Raw genomic sequence first — 16,699 nt, forward strand, 5'->3', positions numbered from 1 at the left:
ATGGGCGCGTTAGTGAATGCCTGTTCATTCATTAAAGCACGCGGTCGTGTGTCAGTGCCCCCTGGGAGCATGGCCCCATGGAGCCGATGCGGATCATCAAGGGGGACGCGACGAGTCCCCAGGCCAAAGGGCCGAAGATCATCGCCCACGTCTGCAACGACCTGGGCGGCTGGGGCAAGGGGTTCGTCGTGGCGGTCTCGAAGCGGTGGGCGGCGCCCGAGTCCGCGTACCGGTCCTGGCACCGCGGCCGCAGCGGGAACGACTTCGGGCTGGGCGCCGTACAGCTCGTGCAGGTCCAGCCGGACGTATGGGTCGCCAACATGATCGGCCAGCACGGCATACGCACCGGCAGTGGCGGCCCGCCCGTCCGCTACGACGCCATCGAGCGCTGCCTCACGGCCCTGGCCGGCCACGCCGTCACCCTCGGCGCCTCCGTCCACATGCCGCGCATCGGCTGCGGCCTCGCGGGCGGCACGTGGCCCCGCATCGAACCCCTGATCACCGGGGCCCTCTCCGCCCGCGACGTCCCGGTGACGGTCTACGACTTCGACTGACGGCGCGCCTACCCGAATGCGCGCCTTCGGGGGGTTGGTGCGGGAGGTGCGGGAGGTGCGGTGGGCGCTGGTGGTGTCACGCCGAGCTCTTGCTCGGTGTCCTCCAGCCAACTCCGGTACCAGTGCGCGAAGTCGTGCCCGGTCGGCTGGATCCCCTGGTCCATCGGCCGCAGGTCCTGCCAGATGGCGCCCCGGTGCGGGCCCGTCATCACCAGCAGGGACACATATCCGCACCCCCGCTCGCTGAGGAACACGGTGCCCGCTTCGCGGGCCTCGTCCAGCTCCACGTAGCGCGCGTCCCAGGCGGTGCGCGCACGCTGGAACGCGTCTTCGGAGGGGTAGGCGTCCCGCTCGGGATTCCGCGCCTCCAGCGCGTCGAACTCATGCTGCAGCGCCTCGGCGACGAAGGGCCGTCCGGCGAACGCGGCGGTGGTCACCTGCGCGGGGGAGGCCAGCCCGGCATCGTGCCACCGCCACCCGCCGTCGCCGAGGGCCGGTGTCATCAGGCCGTAGTGGGGGCCCGCTCCACCGCCACCGACACGGAGCAGGAAGCTCCGGTACTGCGCGGGCAGGCCGGTGCCCAGGGCAGCCTCCAGCGACCGGAGCTGTTCCTCGCCCAGGACCGGGCCGAGCCGGAAGCCGTGCCGGTTCGCCCCGAAGACCTCGTCCGCCCCGGGGTGTCCGGCGAGCCCCAGCACCCGCTCCCGGACTCCCGCCCACATGTCTTCGCTCATGGGCACACGCTAGCGAAACAGGTGTCGGCGCCGGTAAGGGATTTTCCGCGCCCTCAGCGGTCGATGACGGCCAGGGGGATTTCGTGGGGAGCGCGGGTCTGGGTGTCTTCGAAGGGGGGCCACAGGGCGGTCAGGGCCGGCCAGTAGGCGTCGCGTTCGGCGCGGGTGGCCGGGCGGGCCTTGGCCTGGAAGGGGGCCTGGTCCCGCTGGACGCGGACCTCGGGGTCGGCTTCGAGGTTCCGGTACCAGTCCGGGAGGCCGCCGGCCCAGGCGGCGACGATCAGGCGGCCCTCGTCCTCCGCGTAGATCAGCGGGGTGCGGGCCGTGCGGCCCGTGACGCGGCCGATGGTGGTGAGCAGGAGGGTGGGGACGCCGTGCCAGAGGTGCCCGTCGATGCCGCCGGTGGCGGCGTACGCGCGGACGTGCGCCCGCTCCCGCTCGCCCGGGGGATCCGCGGGGTGGTCCCAGTCGACGTCGGCCTTCTGCATGAGCGTGCCTGCCCTCCGTGGTGCCCGCGGTGCGCGGTGCGCGGTGACGATGTGCGGGGCTAACGAGGTACCGAGGGTTTCCGTCACGATGGCCGAAATGCGGGGGCACCGCCACTCGGGGCGGTACCCCCGCCGCGGCGGGCGGCGGCGCTCAGGCCTGTGCGACCCGCTCGGCGCGCTCGATCAGGACCGGCTCGGCCGGTACGTCGCCGTGCCCGCCCGCGCGGCCCGTCCTGACCGCGGCGATGGCGTCCACCACCTCGCGGCCCTCGCTGACCGCGCCGAAGACGGCGTAGCCGAAGCCGCCCGGGGTCGGGGAGGTGTGGTCGAGGAAGGCGTTGTCCGCGGTGTTCACGAAGAACTGGGAGGTCGCCGAGTGCGGGGCGCTCGTACGGGCCATGGCGACCGTGTACAGGGTGTTCTTGAGGCCGTTGGCCGCCTCGTTCTCCACCGGGGCCCGGGTGGGCTTCTGGTTCATGTCCGGGGTGAAGCCGCCGCCCTGGTTCATGAAGCCGGGGATGACCCGGTGGAAGATCGTTCCGTCGTAGTGGCCGCTGTCCACGTAGGAGAGGAAGTTCGCCACGGTCGCGGGCGCCCTCTCCTCGTCGAGGTCGATCACGATGGCGCCGAAATTGGTGGTCAGTCTGACCTGGGGCATGGGCGTCCGGTCCCTTCTGGGGTGGGAGCTGGCTGGTGCGGATCCTTGTGTGGATCTTCCTCCAGCTTCGCAGACCTGGCATTCCGTGCCAGCAAGGGCATGCGGAAGCCCCGGGGACGGGGCCCCCGGGGCTTCGGAGCTTCGGAGTCCGGCGGGGCCGGGCTACGGGAGGTAGCGCTCGATGACCGACGGGCCTTCCTTTTCGATCAGCTCGCGCGCCTTTTCGAGCCGCTCCGGAGTCGGGTCCTGTCCGCGTGCCATCACGAGGTCTTCAGGGTCGTACGGCCGCTCCCCGCCCGAGAAGAGCTTGGCCGGACGGCCGGGCTGCTGGTCCGATTCACTGTCCATCGCGTACCTCCTCCAGTGCCCCCTGGCCCCATCCTCCGGCGGCCCGCCCTTGAACGCACCTCGGGCCGGGAGGATGCCCACTCGGCCTACACCGTGGCCAGCGTCAGCAGCACGCCCAGCACGACCAGCGCCCCGCAGATGGCCAGGTTCACCACCTTGTGCTCCATGAACACCGCCACGAACTCGCGGATGGTCGCGCTCGGCCAGAAGTACGCGGCCGTCGGCGAACCCAGCACCTGGCCGTTGACCCGCGCCTTGCGCGCCATCATCGCCGCCCGGAAGGCGTGGAAGTTGTTCGTGACCACCACGCACCGGTACCCCGGCACGGCCCCGGCCATGATCCGCTCGCTGAACCGGAGGTTTTCCTCCGTGGTGCGGGAACGGTCCTCCAGCCGCACGTGCTCCGCCGGAACGCCCTCCGCGATCAGCCAGTCCGCCATCGCCCGCGCCTCGGCGACCTGCTCGTCCGAGCCCTTGCCGCCCGAGGTCAGCAGGACCGGCGCGGGGCCGCCGCGGGCCGTCTGGGCCTCGTAGATCTCCCGGCCCCTGCGCAGCCGGGAGGCGAGCAGCGGGGGCACCCGGTCCCCGCCGATCAGGCCGGAGCCCAGCATCACCACGAAGTCGACGTCGCCGCGCACCTTGATCCGCCCGTACAGGAAGGCGTACCCGAGGAAGCAGAGGAAGAGGAAGGAGACGTAGAGCGCGAGCAGGACGACCGTGACCACCGGCCCGGTGGCCCCGGCCGAACCGACGGACACGGCGGTCACCATCAGCACGAGCAGCGCGACGATGCCGAGCCCGGCCAGCAGCGACAGCAGGTTGCCGAAGCTGCGGCCCTCCTTGCGGACCATCGTCACGCCGTTGGCGATCAGGAACAGCGCCAGCGCGACCACACCGAGGGCCGGGACCGCGAACACCATCAGCGCGACCAGCGGGCCGATCCCGCCCGGCAGGTGCCGGAGCTGGGCCAGCAGCGCCACGGACAGGCTGATGCAGGTCAGGCCCAGGTACACCGCGTTGCGGAAGCGCCGCCGGTCCTCCCGCGCGCTGATGCAGAAGAGGACGAACAACAGGACAGACGGCGCAAAGGCGAGCATGGCGCACATCGTAGGTGCGCCCTGTGAACGGCCCGCCGCCAGCGGGTCCCTCAGCAGGTCCCTCAGCGGGATCAGAAGAAGGTGCGCACGAACTCCGTCACCGTGCCGTCCGCCGCCACGACCGGGATCAGCTGCCACTTCTCGAAGATCGTGCACGGGTGGGACATGGCCAGCCCCACCAGATCGCCGACCTCCACGTCCCCGGCGCCATCGGTCTCCAGCCAGGCGTGCTGGTCGGACACCTTCACCAGCCGCAGCCCGGCGGCCGGGCGCTCCACCCCGTCGCGGGCCGAGCGGACCACCTCGGGCACCGGCAGCCCGAGGTCGTAGGCCATGTCCCGCTTCCCCGCGTTCAGGAAGGCCTGGGTGGGGGAGGGGCGGGAGACGACCTGGGCCCACAGCCGGAAGGCGGGGAGCAGCCCGCCCTCCTCGGGCACCCGGTTGAAGGGGGTCAGCTTGGTGTACCAGTCGTGGTCGTGCGAGACGTACGCGCCGGAGCGCAGCAGCTTCAGGGCGGGCGCCGACAGGGGCGGCAGCTCGGCGAACACCTCGGCGACGCTGTCGAACCAGGCGCTGCCGCCCGCGCTGACGATGATCTCCTCGCCGGGGGCGAGGGCGCCGAAGCGGCCCTCCTCGTCGAAGGCGACGGTGAGGGCGGTCATGCGGCGCAGCCAGGCGGTGACCTTCGCGGCGTCGGCGCCGGGCACCTCGGCCTCGTAGCCCGCGACGCCGACCAGGCGCAGCGTGGCGGTACGGGCGACCGCGTCCGCGACGGCGCGGCAGTCGTCCTCGGTACGGGCGCCGGTACGGGCCCCCTCGCCGGCGCCGAGTTCGATGACGACGTCCACGGGGCGGCGGGTGGCGTCCGCCGCGGCTCCTGCGCCTGCCCCGGCCCCTGCCTCGGCCAGGGCCTGGTCCATCAGCTCCACGCCGCGCACGGAGTCGACGTAACAGACGAACCGGAACTCCGGGTCCGCGGCCAGCTCGGCGGCGACCCAGCGCAGCGCGGCGGGGTCGACGAGCTGGTTGGCCAGGAAGATCCGCTGGATGCCGAAGGCGCGGTAGACGCGGGCCTGGTGGGGCATCGCGGCGGTGATGCCCCAGGCCCCGTGCTCCAGCTGGCGCTCGAAGAGCTGCGGGGACATGCACGTCTTGCCGTGCGGGGCGAAGGCGAGGCCGTGCCGGGCGGTGTAGCGGCCGAGGACGGCGAGATTGTGCGCGAGGGCGTCGGCATCCAGGGTCAGGACGGGGGTGGTGAACCCGCCGGTGTGCAGGTCGCGGCGCTGGGCGGCCAGCTCGCCGACGGTGAGGCCGGCGGCCTCGGCGTCCGGGGGGAGGCCCTTGAAACGGTGGTCGACCGGTTCGTCGGCGAGTCGCCCTACGGCGTCGGCCGGTCGCCCAGCGGCGGCGGCGGTGGTGGTTGCGGCTGCGGGGGCGTGGGACATGGGGCCTCCTCGCGTTGCGTGTACGGCAACGGTCGTTGCGGGTTGTGCCTTCTGCTGTCTAACATCCCGGGTGACGGCGGGTCAAAGTGTCCCGTCCTGCCCTGGTCTGCCGAGGCCTTGCGGCCGGGTGCGGGTGCCGTTGCCCTCCGGGGGCGCCTCAATCGCCGGCGGGGCTGAGATTGGCTGCGGCGACCCAGCTTCCCAGGTGGAGCGGGGGTTGCCTGCGGCGGCCCGGACCCCCGGGTGGAGCTGGAATTGCCTGCGGCCAGCAGCCTGCCAGGCGGGGCCGGAACGAAAGAAGGCGGCATGAGCCAGTCGGTCGACCGTGCGCTCGGCATCCTGCCGTTGCTCGCCCGTGGGGCGGCGGACCTCGGGGAGGTCGCGCGCGAGCTGGACGTGCACAAGAGCACCGCGCTGCGGCTGCTGCGCACCCTGCACGCGCACGGGCTCGTCTACCGCCAGCCCGACGGCCGGTACCGCCTCGGCGCGAGCCTCTTCGCCCTCGCCGCCGAGGCCGTCGAGAACCTCGACGTGCGCGAGATCGCCCACCCCCACCTCGTCGAACTGGGCGCCCGCACCGGGCACACGGTGCACCTGGCCGTCCACCAGGACGACGAGGTCGTCTACATCGACAAGGTCGACAGCCGCTATCCGGTCCGGATGTACTCGCGCATCGGCAAGCCCGTCGCGCTGACCGTCGCCGCCGTCGCCAAGCTGCTGCTCGCCGACCTGCCGGAGGGCGAGCGACGCGCGCTCGCCGCGCGGATCGAGTACCCGCGGTACACGGCCCGCTCGGTCCCGGACGCCGATGCCTTCCTGCGCGAGCTGGAGCTCGTACGGGAACAGGGCTGGGCGGCGGACCTCGGCGGGCACGAGGACTCGATCAACTGCGTGGGAGCGCCCGTGCGCGGGGCCGACGGGCGGGTCGTGGCCGCGATGTCGCTGTCGGCGCCGAACGTGGTGGTCTCCGCGGAGGAACTGCTCGGCCTGCTGCCGCTGGTGCGGCGCAGCGCCGAGGTCATCAGCCAGGAGTATTCGGGCTCCGGCTCCCCAGAGATGAAAGAGGAATCCTGAGCGTGAGCGAGAAGAGCGCCGTCACCCCCGCCACCCACACCGCGCCGCCCGCGAAGTTCTCGCACGGCGTGCGCAAGGGGAACATCCTGCAGGTCGCCGGGCAGGTCGGCTTCCTGCCCGCGGTGGCCGGTCAGCCGCCGACGCCCGCCGGGCCCACGCTGCGCGAGCAGACCCTCCAGACACTGGAGAACGTCCGCTCGGTGCTGGAGGCGGGCGGGGCGAGCTGGGACGACGCGATGATGATCCGCGTGTACCTGACCGACACCGGGCACTTCGCCGAGATGAACGAGATCTACAACGCCTACTTCGAGGAGCAGGGCCTGAAGGCCGCCCCGGCCGCCCGCACCACGGTCTACGTCGGTCTGCCCGCCGGGCTGCTGGTGGAGATCGACGCGCTCGCCGTCCTCGGCTGAGCCGACCGGACCCGGTGTGCGGGTGGGGGCGCCCTCCGGCGGAGGTGCGCCCCCCTCGTGCATTAGGCGCAGTACTGCGCCGCCTTGCCGATCGAGCGGTACATGCAGTCGGCGTTCTCCAGGAGCTGGAGCACCGCGTCCTTGTTGCGCGCGGTCTCGCGGTCGATCACCTCGTCGGGCGGGTAGAACCCGCCGCCGCTGCCGGACTCACCGGGGTACATCTCGAAGGTGTAGGTGAAGATCTTCTGCGTGCCCCACAGCCAGTCGTCGATCGTCCCGTCCGTGATGTACAGGTCGCTCGACTGCTCGGGGGTGTAGCCGTTGCTCGCGGCCATGCTGGTGCCGATCGTCTTGTAGACCGCGAGGTCGTCCGCCGTCAGGCCCGGGGCGGTGTCGTTGTAGGTCCAGCCGTACGGCCACAAGACCAGCTGGCTGTACGTGTGGAAGTCGATGGAGGCCTTGATCTGCTGCTTGCCGCCGATGACCCGGCTCCGCACGAAGTCCGCGACGACCTTGACCTCGGGCGCCGACTCGCCGGCCGCGCCGCGGTAGGTCTCGGAGCTCTTGCTGCTGGAGGAGCCGCCGCAGCAGCCCCACTTGTAGTTCCAGTTCCGGTTCTCGTCGGTGCCGACGGCGGAGGAGCCGGAGTTGGGCTGCCGGTTCTTGCGCCAGGACCGGTAGGAGCCGGAGGCGATGTCGTACTCGCCGCCGTCCGGGTTGAGGTCCGGCACGACCCAGATCTCGCGGCCGTTGACCATGCTGGTGATCCGCGGGTCGGTGCCGTACTTGGAGCCGAACTCCTTGAGCAGGTAGAGGGCCATCTCGACGGTGAGGTGCTCGCGCGCGTGCTGGTGCGCGGTGAAGAGCACCTCGGGCTCGTTCTCGTCGGTGGCGACGTTGTCGCTGATCTTGATGGCGACGATGTCCCGGCCCTGGTAGGACTTCCCGATCACCTGCTTGCTCATGATGTTCGGGTAGGCGGCGATGTCCTGGTCGATCTCCGCGCTCGCCTCGGCGTAGTTGTGGTACTTCGAGTCGGCCGGCGGGAAGTCGAAGGGGAGGGCGGCGATGCCGGGCATCGAGCGGTCCGGCGGGCCGGCCAGCGCGGTCAGCTGGTAGCCGCGTGCGCGCAGGCTCTTGGCCTGCTGGGGGTCGGCGCTGACGACGACGGTGTGGTCGTCCACCTCGTCGATCGACACGCCGGTCGAGAGCAGCGCCGTACGGTCGGCGGCCGAGGAGGGGCCGTGGATGCGGTACTGGACGATCGCCTCGTCCTGGGTCTGGGTGGACGGCGTGGGCGGTGGTGAGGCCGTGGCCGCGCTCATGCCGTAGACGGGTGCGCCGAGCGCGAGCGCCAGCAGGGCCGCCGTGACGGCGGCCCTTCGGCGGGCGTGGAGCCGCATGCGTTCTCCTGGGTGGGGAGTGTGGGGGTAGCCGTGCGGACGCGCACAGCGTCCGCCCGTGGCATGTCCCGGTCAAGGGCCCGAAACCGGTCAAGCGTCGGGATCCGGTCACGGGCCGGGAAACGGCCACCCCCACAGGTACCCGTTACGGCAGGCCGTGGACGTGCGGACCCACCGCGTTGGACCAAGCGCCACCCGCTTTGGCGTCCCAGTTGGTCGACCAGGTCATCGCGCCGCGCACGCCCGGGTAGGTCTTGGACGGCTTGAACGATCCGCAGTTCGTGCCCTTCGCCAGGCAGTCCAGCGCGTTGTTCACGACCGTCGGCGAGACGTAACCGCTGCCCGCGCCGCTGGGCGAGGCCGGGACGCCCAGGCCCACCTGCGAGGGGTCGAGGCCGCCCTCCAGCTGGATGCAGGCCAGCGCGGTGAGGAAGTCCACCGAGCCCTGGGAGTAGACCTTGCCGTCGCAGCCGTTCATCGAGCCGCTGTTGTAGTACTGCATGTTGACGACGGTGAGGATGTCCTTGACCGCCAGCGCCGTCTTGAAGTAGCCGCCCTGCGTCGACTGCATGTCGATGGTCTGCGGGGCCATCGTCAGGACGAAGGACGGGCCGGCCTTCTGGGCCAGGGAGCGCAGCGCCTGGGTCATGTAGGTCGGGTTGAGGCCGTTCTCCAGGTCGATGTCGATCCCGCTGAAGCCGTACTCCTGCATCAGGGCGTAGGCCGAATTCGCCAGGTTGTTGGCCGAGGCGGAGTCGTTGACCGAGATCGTGCCCTTCTCGCCGCCGATCGAGAGGACGACCGACTTCCCGGCCGCCTTCTTCGCCGCGAGGTCCGCCTTGAACTGGGCGACCGTGTAGCCGCCCAGGCCGGCCGAGTCGAGGGTGAAGGAGATGGCGCCGGGCGTGGTCGTGGCGTCGGCGAAGGAGACCGCGATGATGTCGTACTGCGCCTGGACGTCGGAGAGCTTCTGGACGGTCGCGCCGTTGTTGAAGTTCTGCCAGTAGCCGGTCAGCGCGTGCTTGGGCACGGACGGGTTCGGGTTCGGGTCCGGGTTGCCCCCGCCGCCGGTCGTGGTGCCACTGACGGCCGCCGAGCGCGGGCTCTCGCCGGCCTGGTTGTACGCGCTCACCTGGAGGGAGTACGTCGTGGACGCGGCCAGGTTCTGGAGCTGCGCCGAGGTGGCTCCGGTGACCGTCTTGACCCGGACGCCGTCCTGGTAGACGTAGTAGCCGGTGGCTCCGCTGACCGCGTTCCACGAAAGGGTGAGCGCGTTCTGGCTCTGGCCGGAAACCGCGAGCCCGGCCGGGGCGCCGGGGACGGAGGGCCCCGGGTCGGTGCCGCCGCCCCCGTCGGGGCCGAAGACGCTGAAGTCGTCGGCGTAGTAGGCGCTCTGGCCGTACCAGCCGTGCGTCCACACGGTGACCTGGGTGGTGCCGGGGCCGGTGGTGAAGGTGGTGGACAGCTTCTGCCAGCCGGAGCCCGAGCCGGGGGTCCAGGTGGAGACGTCCTGGGTGCCGGTGCCGGTCGCGCCGAGGTAGACGTAGGAGCCCTGGACCTGCGTGCTCAGGGTGTACGTCGAGTTCGGCTTGACCGTGACGGTCTGGCTGCACTGGGCGTTGTCCTGGCCCGCGGGGGTGGCCTTGAGGGCGCCGGTGCCGGCGAAGACGGGGGAGGAGACGGCCGCGCCGCTGGAGCCGGTGCAGCTCCAGTTGGACAGGCCGGACTCGAAGCCTCCGTTGCGGGCGACGTTGACGTCGGCGGCCTGTGCGGTACCGGCGGCGAGGGCGGTCAGCCCCGCGGCGGTGAGGGTGGTGGCGCCCAGCAGGGCGAGCGTGCGCATGCGTTTCACGGACAACTCCGGTGGGGGGAGTGGGACGGTGGGGATGGGGGAATGCGGTGGGGAGTGGCGGGTTCGGGGCAAGTGGGGTGCCCCGGCATCGAGTTGGTCGCCGAGGTGGCCGCCAAGCTGGTAGCCAAGTTGGTCCAGACCAATCCTCGTGTCAAGGGTCTTTGCGATGTGGCCGGAAATGGCCACCCGTCAGTTCCTTGTTGTCCGGGTTTTTGGCCACCTGTGACACGTGCCCGTGGCACGGGAATCGGCAAGGCCCTGCCCCGCCAGGGAGGACGCGGATATGGTGCTCGGGCAGGAGGGAAACGCGTCGGTCGTTTGCGGTCGCGCAGCATGTGCGCGGACGCGGCCGTGTCGTGAACGTCCGCGGCGTACGGGGTGAACAGGGGGATTCGCGTGCCGACCGCCATCGCTGTCACCAGTGCCGATCTGGTGCTGCCCGCCCCCGACCGGCACACCCCGGCGGCCGCCGTGCTGCACCCGCCGGAGCAGCTGGACCTGGAGGGCTCGCTCGCCGAGACCACGGCCTTACTGGAGCGGCACGGGCACCTCGTGGCCGTCGTGCCGTCCTGGCTCCCGGCCGCCACGGTCCGTCGGCTGCACACCGTACGGGCCATCCTGGAAAGCGACCGGATCGCGCTCATCGGCACCGATCTGCCGCCGCTGGGCACCGCCCTGCTGGTGCGTCAGCTGCGCCAGATCAGCGTGTGCGATTTCAGTCCCGGAATCATCGCCTCCGCGGCCCGGCTGCTCTCCCACTACATCTACGCGGGCGCCCTCCTGGGCACCGTGGCCAAGCTCGACCGGGTCCCGGTCGGCCTCAAGGCCCACGCCAAGTCCTGGACCCCGGGCGCCCAGTTCGCCGTACTCGCCCACCCCGAGCCGTACCTGGTCAAGCTCGGCGCCCCGGGCGGCGGTTCGGGCGGGGGCGGCGGAGCGCACGGCGCGAAGCCGGGTCCGGGGGGCGTCGCACTGCCGCCCGGACCCGGCTTCGCCACCCACCTCACCTTCGCCCGGGGCCAGCTCGCCTCCGACTGGGTCACCGCCGAACTCGCCCCCGCCTGGCAGGTCCAGGGCGTCATGGAGAACCCACTGCCCGCCGACTCACCGGCCTGGTGGGCCACCGGCAAGCTCGTCGAGTTCGCCGCGGCCATCCCCGACATCGCCATGCTCTACCAGCTGGTCGCCTCCGTCCGCCGCGAGCAGTGCCGCTGGTGCGGGGCCGAACTCATCGGTGACCGCTGCGGATTCTGCGCCGCCCCGCTCGTCGCCCCACCCGCGGCCGTCCCCGGAGCCCGCTCCGCGAACGGCCCCGCCTCCCGCCCCGCGTCCCGCCCCGGATCCTGACCGGCCCGAACGAAGAACGACGAGGTAGTCCCGGCCATGAACTCACGCCAGCGCCGCGGCGTCATCCTGCTGCTCCTGTCGGTCCTGTGCGCCCTCGGCGCCATCGCCGGGGTGCTGGTGGTGATCGGTGACGTCAACTCGAAGGTCGGCCCCGAGGTGGTGGCGTACCGGGCCAAGGGCGACATCGCTCCCTACAGTCCCCTGAACGCGGGCCAGTTCGAGGAGATCAAGGTCCCCAAGCGCTGGCTCTCCACCACCGCCGTCACCGACCTCGGCGCGGTCCGGGACAAGATCGCGCTCACCACCCTGCGCAAGGGCTCCCTGCTCCAGAGCGACATGGTCGTCGACAAGCCGCAGCTCCAGGCCGGTGAGCAGGAGATCGCCATCATGATCGACGCGGCGACCGGAGTGGCCGGAAAGATCTACTCCGGAGCCAAGGTCAACATCATCGCCACCTTCAAGGGCGCCAAGGAGTCCGACCCGTCCCGCTCGGTGATCATCGTGGCCAACGCCCGCGTCATCAACGTCGGCAAGCTGACCTCCCTCGACAAGGACAGCAGCCGCACCGGACCGGCCGAGGTCGTGCCGATCACCTTCGCCCTCAACACCAAGGACACCCAGCGCGTCGCCTACGCCGAGTCCTTCGCGGCGCACGTCCGCCTGGCCCTCGTGGCCCCCGGCACCGAATCGGCGCCCGCCCCGGGCGACCGCACGTACACCCTCGACGGGGACAAGTGAGGCCCGGATGACCACCCGAATCCTCCCGGCGGTCAGCGACCCGGAGGCTGCCCGCTCCATCATCACCCTGCTCAGCCAGCTCCCCGAGGCCGAGCCGGCCTCCCCCGTGCCCGACTCCACCGCGCTCCTCGACACCCTGGCCCGCCTCGCCGCGGAATCCCTCGACGAACTGCCCGAGGTGGTGCTGGTCCACGAACGGATCGGCCCCGTCCCCGCCCTGGAACTCATCCGCGAAGTCGCCCTGCGCTTCCCCGCCGTCGGCGTCATCCTGGTCAGCTCCGGCGCGGGCCCCGGCCTGTTCTCCGCCGCCATGGACTCCGGCGCCCGCGGACTGATCGGGCTGCCGCTGGCCTACGAGGAACTCGCCGCCCGCGTCCAGGCCGCCGCCCAGTGGTCCGTGGGCGTACGCCGCCACCTGGGCCGCGGCCCCGACGTACTGCCCGGCCCTGGCGGCCGGGTCGTCACCGTCACCGGGGCCAAGGGCGGGGTCGGCACCACCTTCACCGCCGTCCAGTTCGCCCTGGCCGCCGCCGCCTCGGGGCGGCGTACCGCACTGGTCGACATGGACCTCCAGGCCGGGGACGTCGGCTCCTACCTCGACGTGCAGTTCCGGCGCTCCATCGCCGACCTCGCCGGGATCCAGGACATCTCGCCGCGGGTGCTCCAGGACGCCGTGTACGACGACCGCACCGGGCTCGCCCTGCTGCTGGCCCCCGGCGAGGGCGAACGCGGCGAGGAGGTCGACGAACGGGCCGCCCGCCAGATCATCGGAGCCCTGCGCGGCCGCTACGACCTCGTCGTCATCGACTGCGGCACCCAGCTGACCGGGGCCAGCGCCACCGCCGTGGAGAGCGCGGACGTGGCGGTCCTGGTCACCACCCCGGACGTGGTCGCCGTACGCGCCGCCAAGCGGATGGTGCGGATGTGGGAACGGCTCCAGATCCGCAAGGCCGAGGAGACCTCCATGGTCGTCAACCGCTGGACCAAGCACACCGAGATCCAGCCCCCGCTCATCCAGAAGATCACCAAGACCCGGGCCACCCGGACCCCGGTCCCGGCCGCCTTCAAGGAACTCCAGGCCGTCGTGGACGCGGGCCGGGTCCAGGACCTCGACAACCGCTCCACCGTCAAGCAGGCCCTGTGGACCCTGGCCGGGGAACTCGGCCTGCTGACCGCCCCCGACCCCGCCGCCGACGCCGCGCCCCCGGCCGCGCCCGGCGGCGCCCTCGCGGTGCGCGCGAGCGCCGGGGTGGCCCGGCTGCGCGGCGGCGACCGCGGCTCGGTCGGCCCGTGGCGGCGCCGGACCGGGGAGGGCTGAGGGGTGCGCGCCGGGGGGCGTGGCACGTGGGGACGGCCCGGCCGGGGCGAGGAGCGTGACCGGGGGCAGGTGGCCATCGAGTTCCTGGGGACGGTGCCGCTGATCCTGCTGCTGGTGGCCGCCGTGTGGGAGTGCGTACTGATCGGCTACGCCTTCTCGCTGGCGGGCAACGCGGCGGACGAGGCGGCCCGCGCGGGCGCGGCCCGCGGCGACGGCGCCTGTGCGGCCGCGGCGGGCCGGCACATCGGCGGCGCCTGGGCGATGACCTCCACCTGCGGAACCTCCGGCGACATCTACAAGGCGACGGTCACCCTCAACCTCCCGGTCTTCTACCCGGGTCTGGACATCGGCGTCCCGATCGTCGGCGAGGGCGGCTCCGCCAAGGAGAGCGCGAGGTGAGGGGGGTGAGGAGGGACATGAAGGGGTACAGGAACAGGCGGACCGGCCGCTCCGGCCGCTCCGACCGTGGCCAAGTGGCCCTGGAATACATCGGGTTCGTGCCCATCGTGCTGTTCGTCGGGCTCTGCGGCATCCAGCTGGGCTGGATCGGCTACGTCCACGAGCAGGCCGACACCGCTGCCCGGACGGCCGCCCGCGTGGAGGCCCGTACCGGCGGCGGCGGCGAGGCCGCGGGCAAGGCGGCCATCAGCGGCGGACTCGCCTCCCGCGCCAAGATCTCGGTCTCCAAGAACGCTGACGCGGTGACGGTGACGGTGACCATCTCCGTCAACTCCATCGTGCCCGGGCTGAGCGTCCCCGACGCCACCCGCACCGCGGTCATGCCCAACGACGACCCGAAGGTGACCGCACCATGAGCCTGCGTTCCCGGGTCAGCACCCCCGACGACCGGCACGGCCCCCGCGAGGACGGCCGCCTGGTCTCCGCCTACCGCGCCAAACTGCTGGAGGAGATCGACCTCGCCGAGATGTCCGCGCTCGCGCCCGCCGAGCGCCGGGCGCGTCTGGAGCGCGTACTCGGGCACATCATCAGCCGCGAAGGGCCCGTCCTCTCCACGGTCGAACGCGCCCAGCTGATCCGCCGGGTCGTGGACGAAGCCCTCGGGCTCGGCGTGCTCGAACCGCTCCTCGAAGACCCCTCCATCTCCGAGATCATGGTCAACGGACCCGACCAGATCTTCGTGGAGCGCGGCGGCCGGGTCGAGCAGCTCCCGCTCCGCTTCGCCTCCCACGACCAGCTCATGCAGACCATCGAACGCATCGTCTCCACCGTCAACCGCCGCGTGGACGAGGCCAATCCGATGGTCGACGCACGGCTGCCCAGCGGCGAGCGCGTCAACGTCATCATCCCGCCGCTCTCGCTGACCGGCGCCACCCTCACCATCCGCCGCTTCCCGCGCGCCTTCACCCTGCACGAGATGATCGGCCTCGGCTCGCTCGACGAGCAGATGCTGCTCCTGCTGTCCGGGCTGGTCCAGGCGAAGATGAACGTGATCGTCTCCGGCGCCACCGGCACCGGCAAGACCACCCTCCTCAACGCCCTCTCCGGCCTGATCCCCGAGGGCGAGCGGATCATCACCATCGAGGACTCCGCCGAACTCCAGCTCCAGCAGCCGCACGTGATCCGCCTCGAATCGCGCCCGGCGAACGTCGAGGGCAAGGGCCGCATCACCATCCGCGACCTCGTCCGCAACTCCCTGCGCATGCGCCCCGACCGCATCATCGTCGGCGAGGTCCGCGGCGGCGAGACCCTCGACATGCTCCAGGCCATGTCCACCGGCCACGACGGCTCGCTCGCCACCGTCCACGCGAACAGCTCCGAGGACGCCCTGATGCGCCTCCAGACCCTCGCGTCGATGTCGGAGGTAGAGATCCCTTTCGAGGCGCTCCAGGACCAGATCAACAGCGCCGTGAACGTCATCGTCCAGCTGACCCGCTTCGGCGACGGCTCCCGCCGGATCACCGAGATCTCCATCCTCGACTCGCACGGCCGCGAACCGTTCCGGATCACCACCGTCTGCCGGTACGCCGCCCAGCCCCCGGGACCGGACGGCCGCGTCCACGGGTACTTCGAGTACGGCCCGCTGCCGCGCCGCATCGCGGACCGGCTGTACATGAACAACCAGCCGGTCCCGCAGGCCTTCGGGGTCGCGATGCCCGGCGCCGCCGGACCGTACCGGCAACCGCACCAGCCGCCACACCACCCACCGCATCAGCCTCTCCAGCTGCCGCATCCGCACGACCTGCTCGATCCGCTCGACCCCCGGACCGTCCTGTGAACACTCTCGTGCTCCTCACCCTCGGAGCCACCCTGCTGGCCGGCCTGCTGGTCGTCCTCGGCGTGCACGCGTACGCCGCCGGACGCGCCCAGCGCGCGGCCCTCATCGAACGGCTCTCGGCGAGCGGCGAGCCCCCGCCCTCCGGCCGCACGCGCCGCTTCCCCGCCCTCGACCGCAGGCTGCGCACGACCGCGCTCGGCCGCCGGATCGAGCTGAAGCTCGCCACGACCGGACTCGACGTGACCCCCGGCGAGTTCTTCGTCTACGTACTGGCCGCCGTCGCGGGCGCATGGCTGCTCTCCGCCGCCTTCCTCGCCCCCTTCTTCGGCCCGGTGGCGGGCCTGACCGGGCTCTGGGCGGCCAACGCCTTCCTGAACTGGCAGCGGGCCCGGCGTACGGAACGCTTCATCAACCAGCTCCCCGAACTGGCCCGGATCCTGGCCAACGCCACCCAGGCCGGCCTCGCCCTGCGCACCGCCATCGGCATCGCCGCCGAGGAACTGGAGGCGCCCGCGGGCGAGGAACTCTCCCGGGTCGCCGACCGGCTGGCCGTCGGACACTCCATCGAGGAGGCCCTGGGGGAGATCGCCGAACGGCTGCCCTCGCGCGAGCTGGTCGTCCTGGTGTCCACGCTGGTGCTGTCCGCGCGGGCGGGCGGGGCGATCGTAGGCAGTCTGCGCAACCTCACGGTCACCCTGGAGCAGCGCAAGGAGACGCGGCGCGAGATCCGTACGCAGCTCTCCCAGGTCACGGTGACCGCTTACCTGGTGCCCGTCATCGGACTGGCGTCACTGCTCCTGGTGAACGCGATGATGCCGGGCGCGCTGGACCGGATGACGGGCGCGTTCATCGGGCAGACCGCGGTGCTCGTCGCCCTCGGCCTCTTCGCCCTGGGGTTCGTCCTCATCCGCCGCCTGTCCAAGATCGACGTGTGAGGGCCGCCGGATGATGACCCCTGTTCCTGTGCCCCCTGTCCTCCTGGCCGCGGAGATCG

18 protein-coding genes are annotated in these 16,699 nt (G+C 71.9%); 10 read left to right on the top strand and 8 right to left on the bottom strand.

Annotated elements, in window-relative coordinates:
* Positions 1-77 precede the first annotated feature (77 nt).
* Positions 78-554: a macro domain-containing protein gene (locus OHS33_RS23215; RefSeq protein WP_330332330.1), complete on the top strand. Its 477-nt coding sequence runs from the start codon at positions 78-80 to the stop codon at positions 552-554.
* Positions 555-562: 8 nt separating this feature from the next.
* On the opposite strand, the gene OHS33_RS23220 is transcribed toward OHS33_RS23215, so the two are convergent.
* The 6 genes from OHS33_RS23220 to OHS33_RS23245 form a co-directional block, all read right to left on the bottom strand.
* Positions 563-1,288, bottom strand: coding sequence for an SMI1/KNR4 family protein (locus OHS33_RS23220; protein WP_330332331.1), 726 nt, complete (start codon positions 1,286-1,288; stop codon positions 563-565).
* A gap of 53 nt (positions 1,289-1,341) precedes the next feature.
* A complete protein-coding gene (locus tag OHS33_RS23225; RefSeq protein WP_330332332.1) occupies positions 1,342-1,776 on the bottom strand; it encodes a nitroreductase/quinone reductase family protein in 435 nt (144 codons plus the stop codon).
* Between the two features lie 151 nt (positions 1,777-1,927).
* On the bottom strand, positions 1,928-2,434 hold the full coding sequence (locus OHS33_RS23230) for a peptidylprolyl isomerase (protein ID WP_330332333.1): 507 nt from the start codon (positions 2,432-2,434) through the stop codon (positions 1,928-1,930).
* 162 nt (positions 2,435-2,596) lie between these two features.
* Positions 2,597-2,782, bottom strand: a complete 186-nt coding sequence (locus OHS33_RS23235) for a hypothetical protein (protein ID WP_330332334.1) — start codon at positions 2,780-2,782, stop codon at positions 2,597-2,599.
* An 86-nt stretch (positions 2,783-2,868) separates the two neighbouring features.
* Positions 2,869-3,879 (bottom strand): YdcF family protein, encoded by a 1,011-nt coding sequence (locus OHS33_RS23240; protein ID WP_330332335.1) that lies wholly within the window; start codon positions 3,877-3,879, stop codon positions 2,869-2,871.
* 71 nt (positions 3,880-3,950) lie between these two features.
* Positions 3,951-5,324 carry an amino acid deaminase gene (locus OHS33_RS23245; RefSeq protein ID WP_330332336.1) on the bottom strand — a complete coding sequence of 458 codons (1,374 nt, stop codon included), beginning with the start codon at positions 5,322-5,324 and terminating at the stop codon, positions 3,951-3,953.
* Between the two features lie 306 nt (positions 5,325-5,630).
* Between OHS33_RS23245 and OHS33_RS23250 the strand changes: the two genes are divergently transcribed.
* On the top strand, positions 5,631-6,398 hold the full coding sequence (locus OHS33_RS23250; protein WP_330332337.1) for an IclR family transcriptional regulator: 768 nt from the start codon (positions 5,631-5,633) through the stop codon (positions 6,396-6,398).
* A gap of 2 nt (positions 6,399-6,400) precedes the next feature.
* On the top strand, positions 6,401-6,811 hold the full coding sequence (locus OHS33_RS23255; protein ID WP_330332338.1) for a RidA family protein: 411 nt from the start codon (positions 6,401-6,403) through the stop codon (positions 6,809-6,811).
* A gap of 62 nt (positions 6,812-6,873) precedes the next feature.
* On the opposite strand, the gene OHS33_RS23260 is transcribed toward OHS33_RS23255, so the two are convergent.
* Positions 6,874-8,214, bottom strand: coding sequence for a M14 family metallopeptidase (locus OHS33_RS23260; protein ID WP_330332339.1), 1,341 nt, complete (start codon positions 8,212-8,214; stop codon positions 6,874-6,876).
* Positions 8,215-8,359: 145 nt separating this feature from the next.
* The gene (locus tag OHS33_RS23265; RefSeq protein WP_330335161.1) at positions 8,360-10,057 is read right to left on the bottom strand and encodes a chitinase; all 1,698 of its coding nucleotides are present in this window, start codon (positions 10,055-10,057) and stop codon (positions 8,360-8,362) included.
* Between the two features lie 405 nt (positions 10,058-10,462).
* Between OHS33_RS23265 and OHS33_RS23270 the strand changes: the two genes are divergently transcribed.
* The 7 genes from OHS33_RS23270 (at position 10,463) to OHS33_RS23300 (ending at position 16,640) form a co-directional block, all read left to right on the top strand.
* Complete coding sequence (locus OHS33_RS23270; protein WP_330332340.1) at positions 10,463-11,413, top strand: hypothetical protein; 951 nt, start codon at positions 10,463-10,465, stop codon at positions 11,411-11,413.
* Between the two features lie 36 nt (positions 11,414-11,449).
* A complete protein-coding gene (gene cpaB, locus OHS33_RS23275; protein WP_330332341.1) occupies positions 11,450-12,151 on the top strand; it encodes a Flp pilus assembly protein CpaB in 702 nt (233 codons plus the stop codon).
* A 7-nt stretch (positions 12,152-12,158) separates the two neighbouring features.
* The gene (locus OHS33_RS23280; protein WP_330332342.1) at positions 12,159-13,469 is read left to right on the top strand and encodes an AAA family ATPase; all 1,311 of its coding nucleotides are present in this window, start codon (positions 12,159-12,161) and stop codon (positions 13,467-13,469) included.
* A gap of 69 nt (positions 13,470-13,538) precedes the next feature.
* The gene (locus OHS33_RS23285; RefSeq protein ID WP_330332343.1) at positions 13,539-13,868 is read left to right on the top strand and encodes a TadE/TadG family type IV pilus assembly protein; all 330 of its coding nucleotides are present in this window, start codon (positions 13,539-13,541) and stop codon (positions 13,866-13,868) included.
* 74 nt (positions 13,869-13,942) lie between these two features.
* Complete coding sequence (locus tag OHS33_RS23290) at positions 13,943-14,284, top strand: TadE/TadG family type IV pilus assembly protein (protein ID WP_330332344.1); 342 nt, start codon at positions 13,943-13,945, stop codon at positions 14,282-14,284.
* The gene (locus OHS33_RS23295) at positions 14,281-15,705 is read left to right on the top strand and encodes a CpaF family protein (RefSeq protein WP_330332345.1); all 1,425 of its coding nucleotides are present in this window, start codon (positions 14,281-14,283) and stop codon (positions 15,703-15,705) included. Before OHS33_RS23290 ends, OHS33_RS23295 begins: the two co-directional genes overlap by 4 nt.
* Entirely contained in the window at positions 15,702-16,640 is a 939-nt protein-coding gene (locus OHS33_RS23300) for a type II secretion system F family protein (protein WP_330332346.1), read from the top strand. The genes OHS33_RS23295 and OHS33_RS23300 overlap by 4 nt, the downstream gene beginning before the upstream one ends.
* Positions 16,641-16,699: the final 59 nt, after the last annotated feature.

This window comes from Streptomyces sp. NBC_00536 (genome assembly GCF_036346295.1).
Taxonomy (GTDB): domain Bacteria; phylum Actinomycetota; class Actinomycetes; order Streptomycetales; family Streptomycetaceae; genus Streptomyces.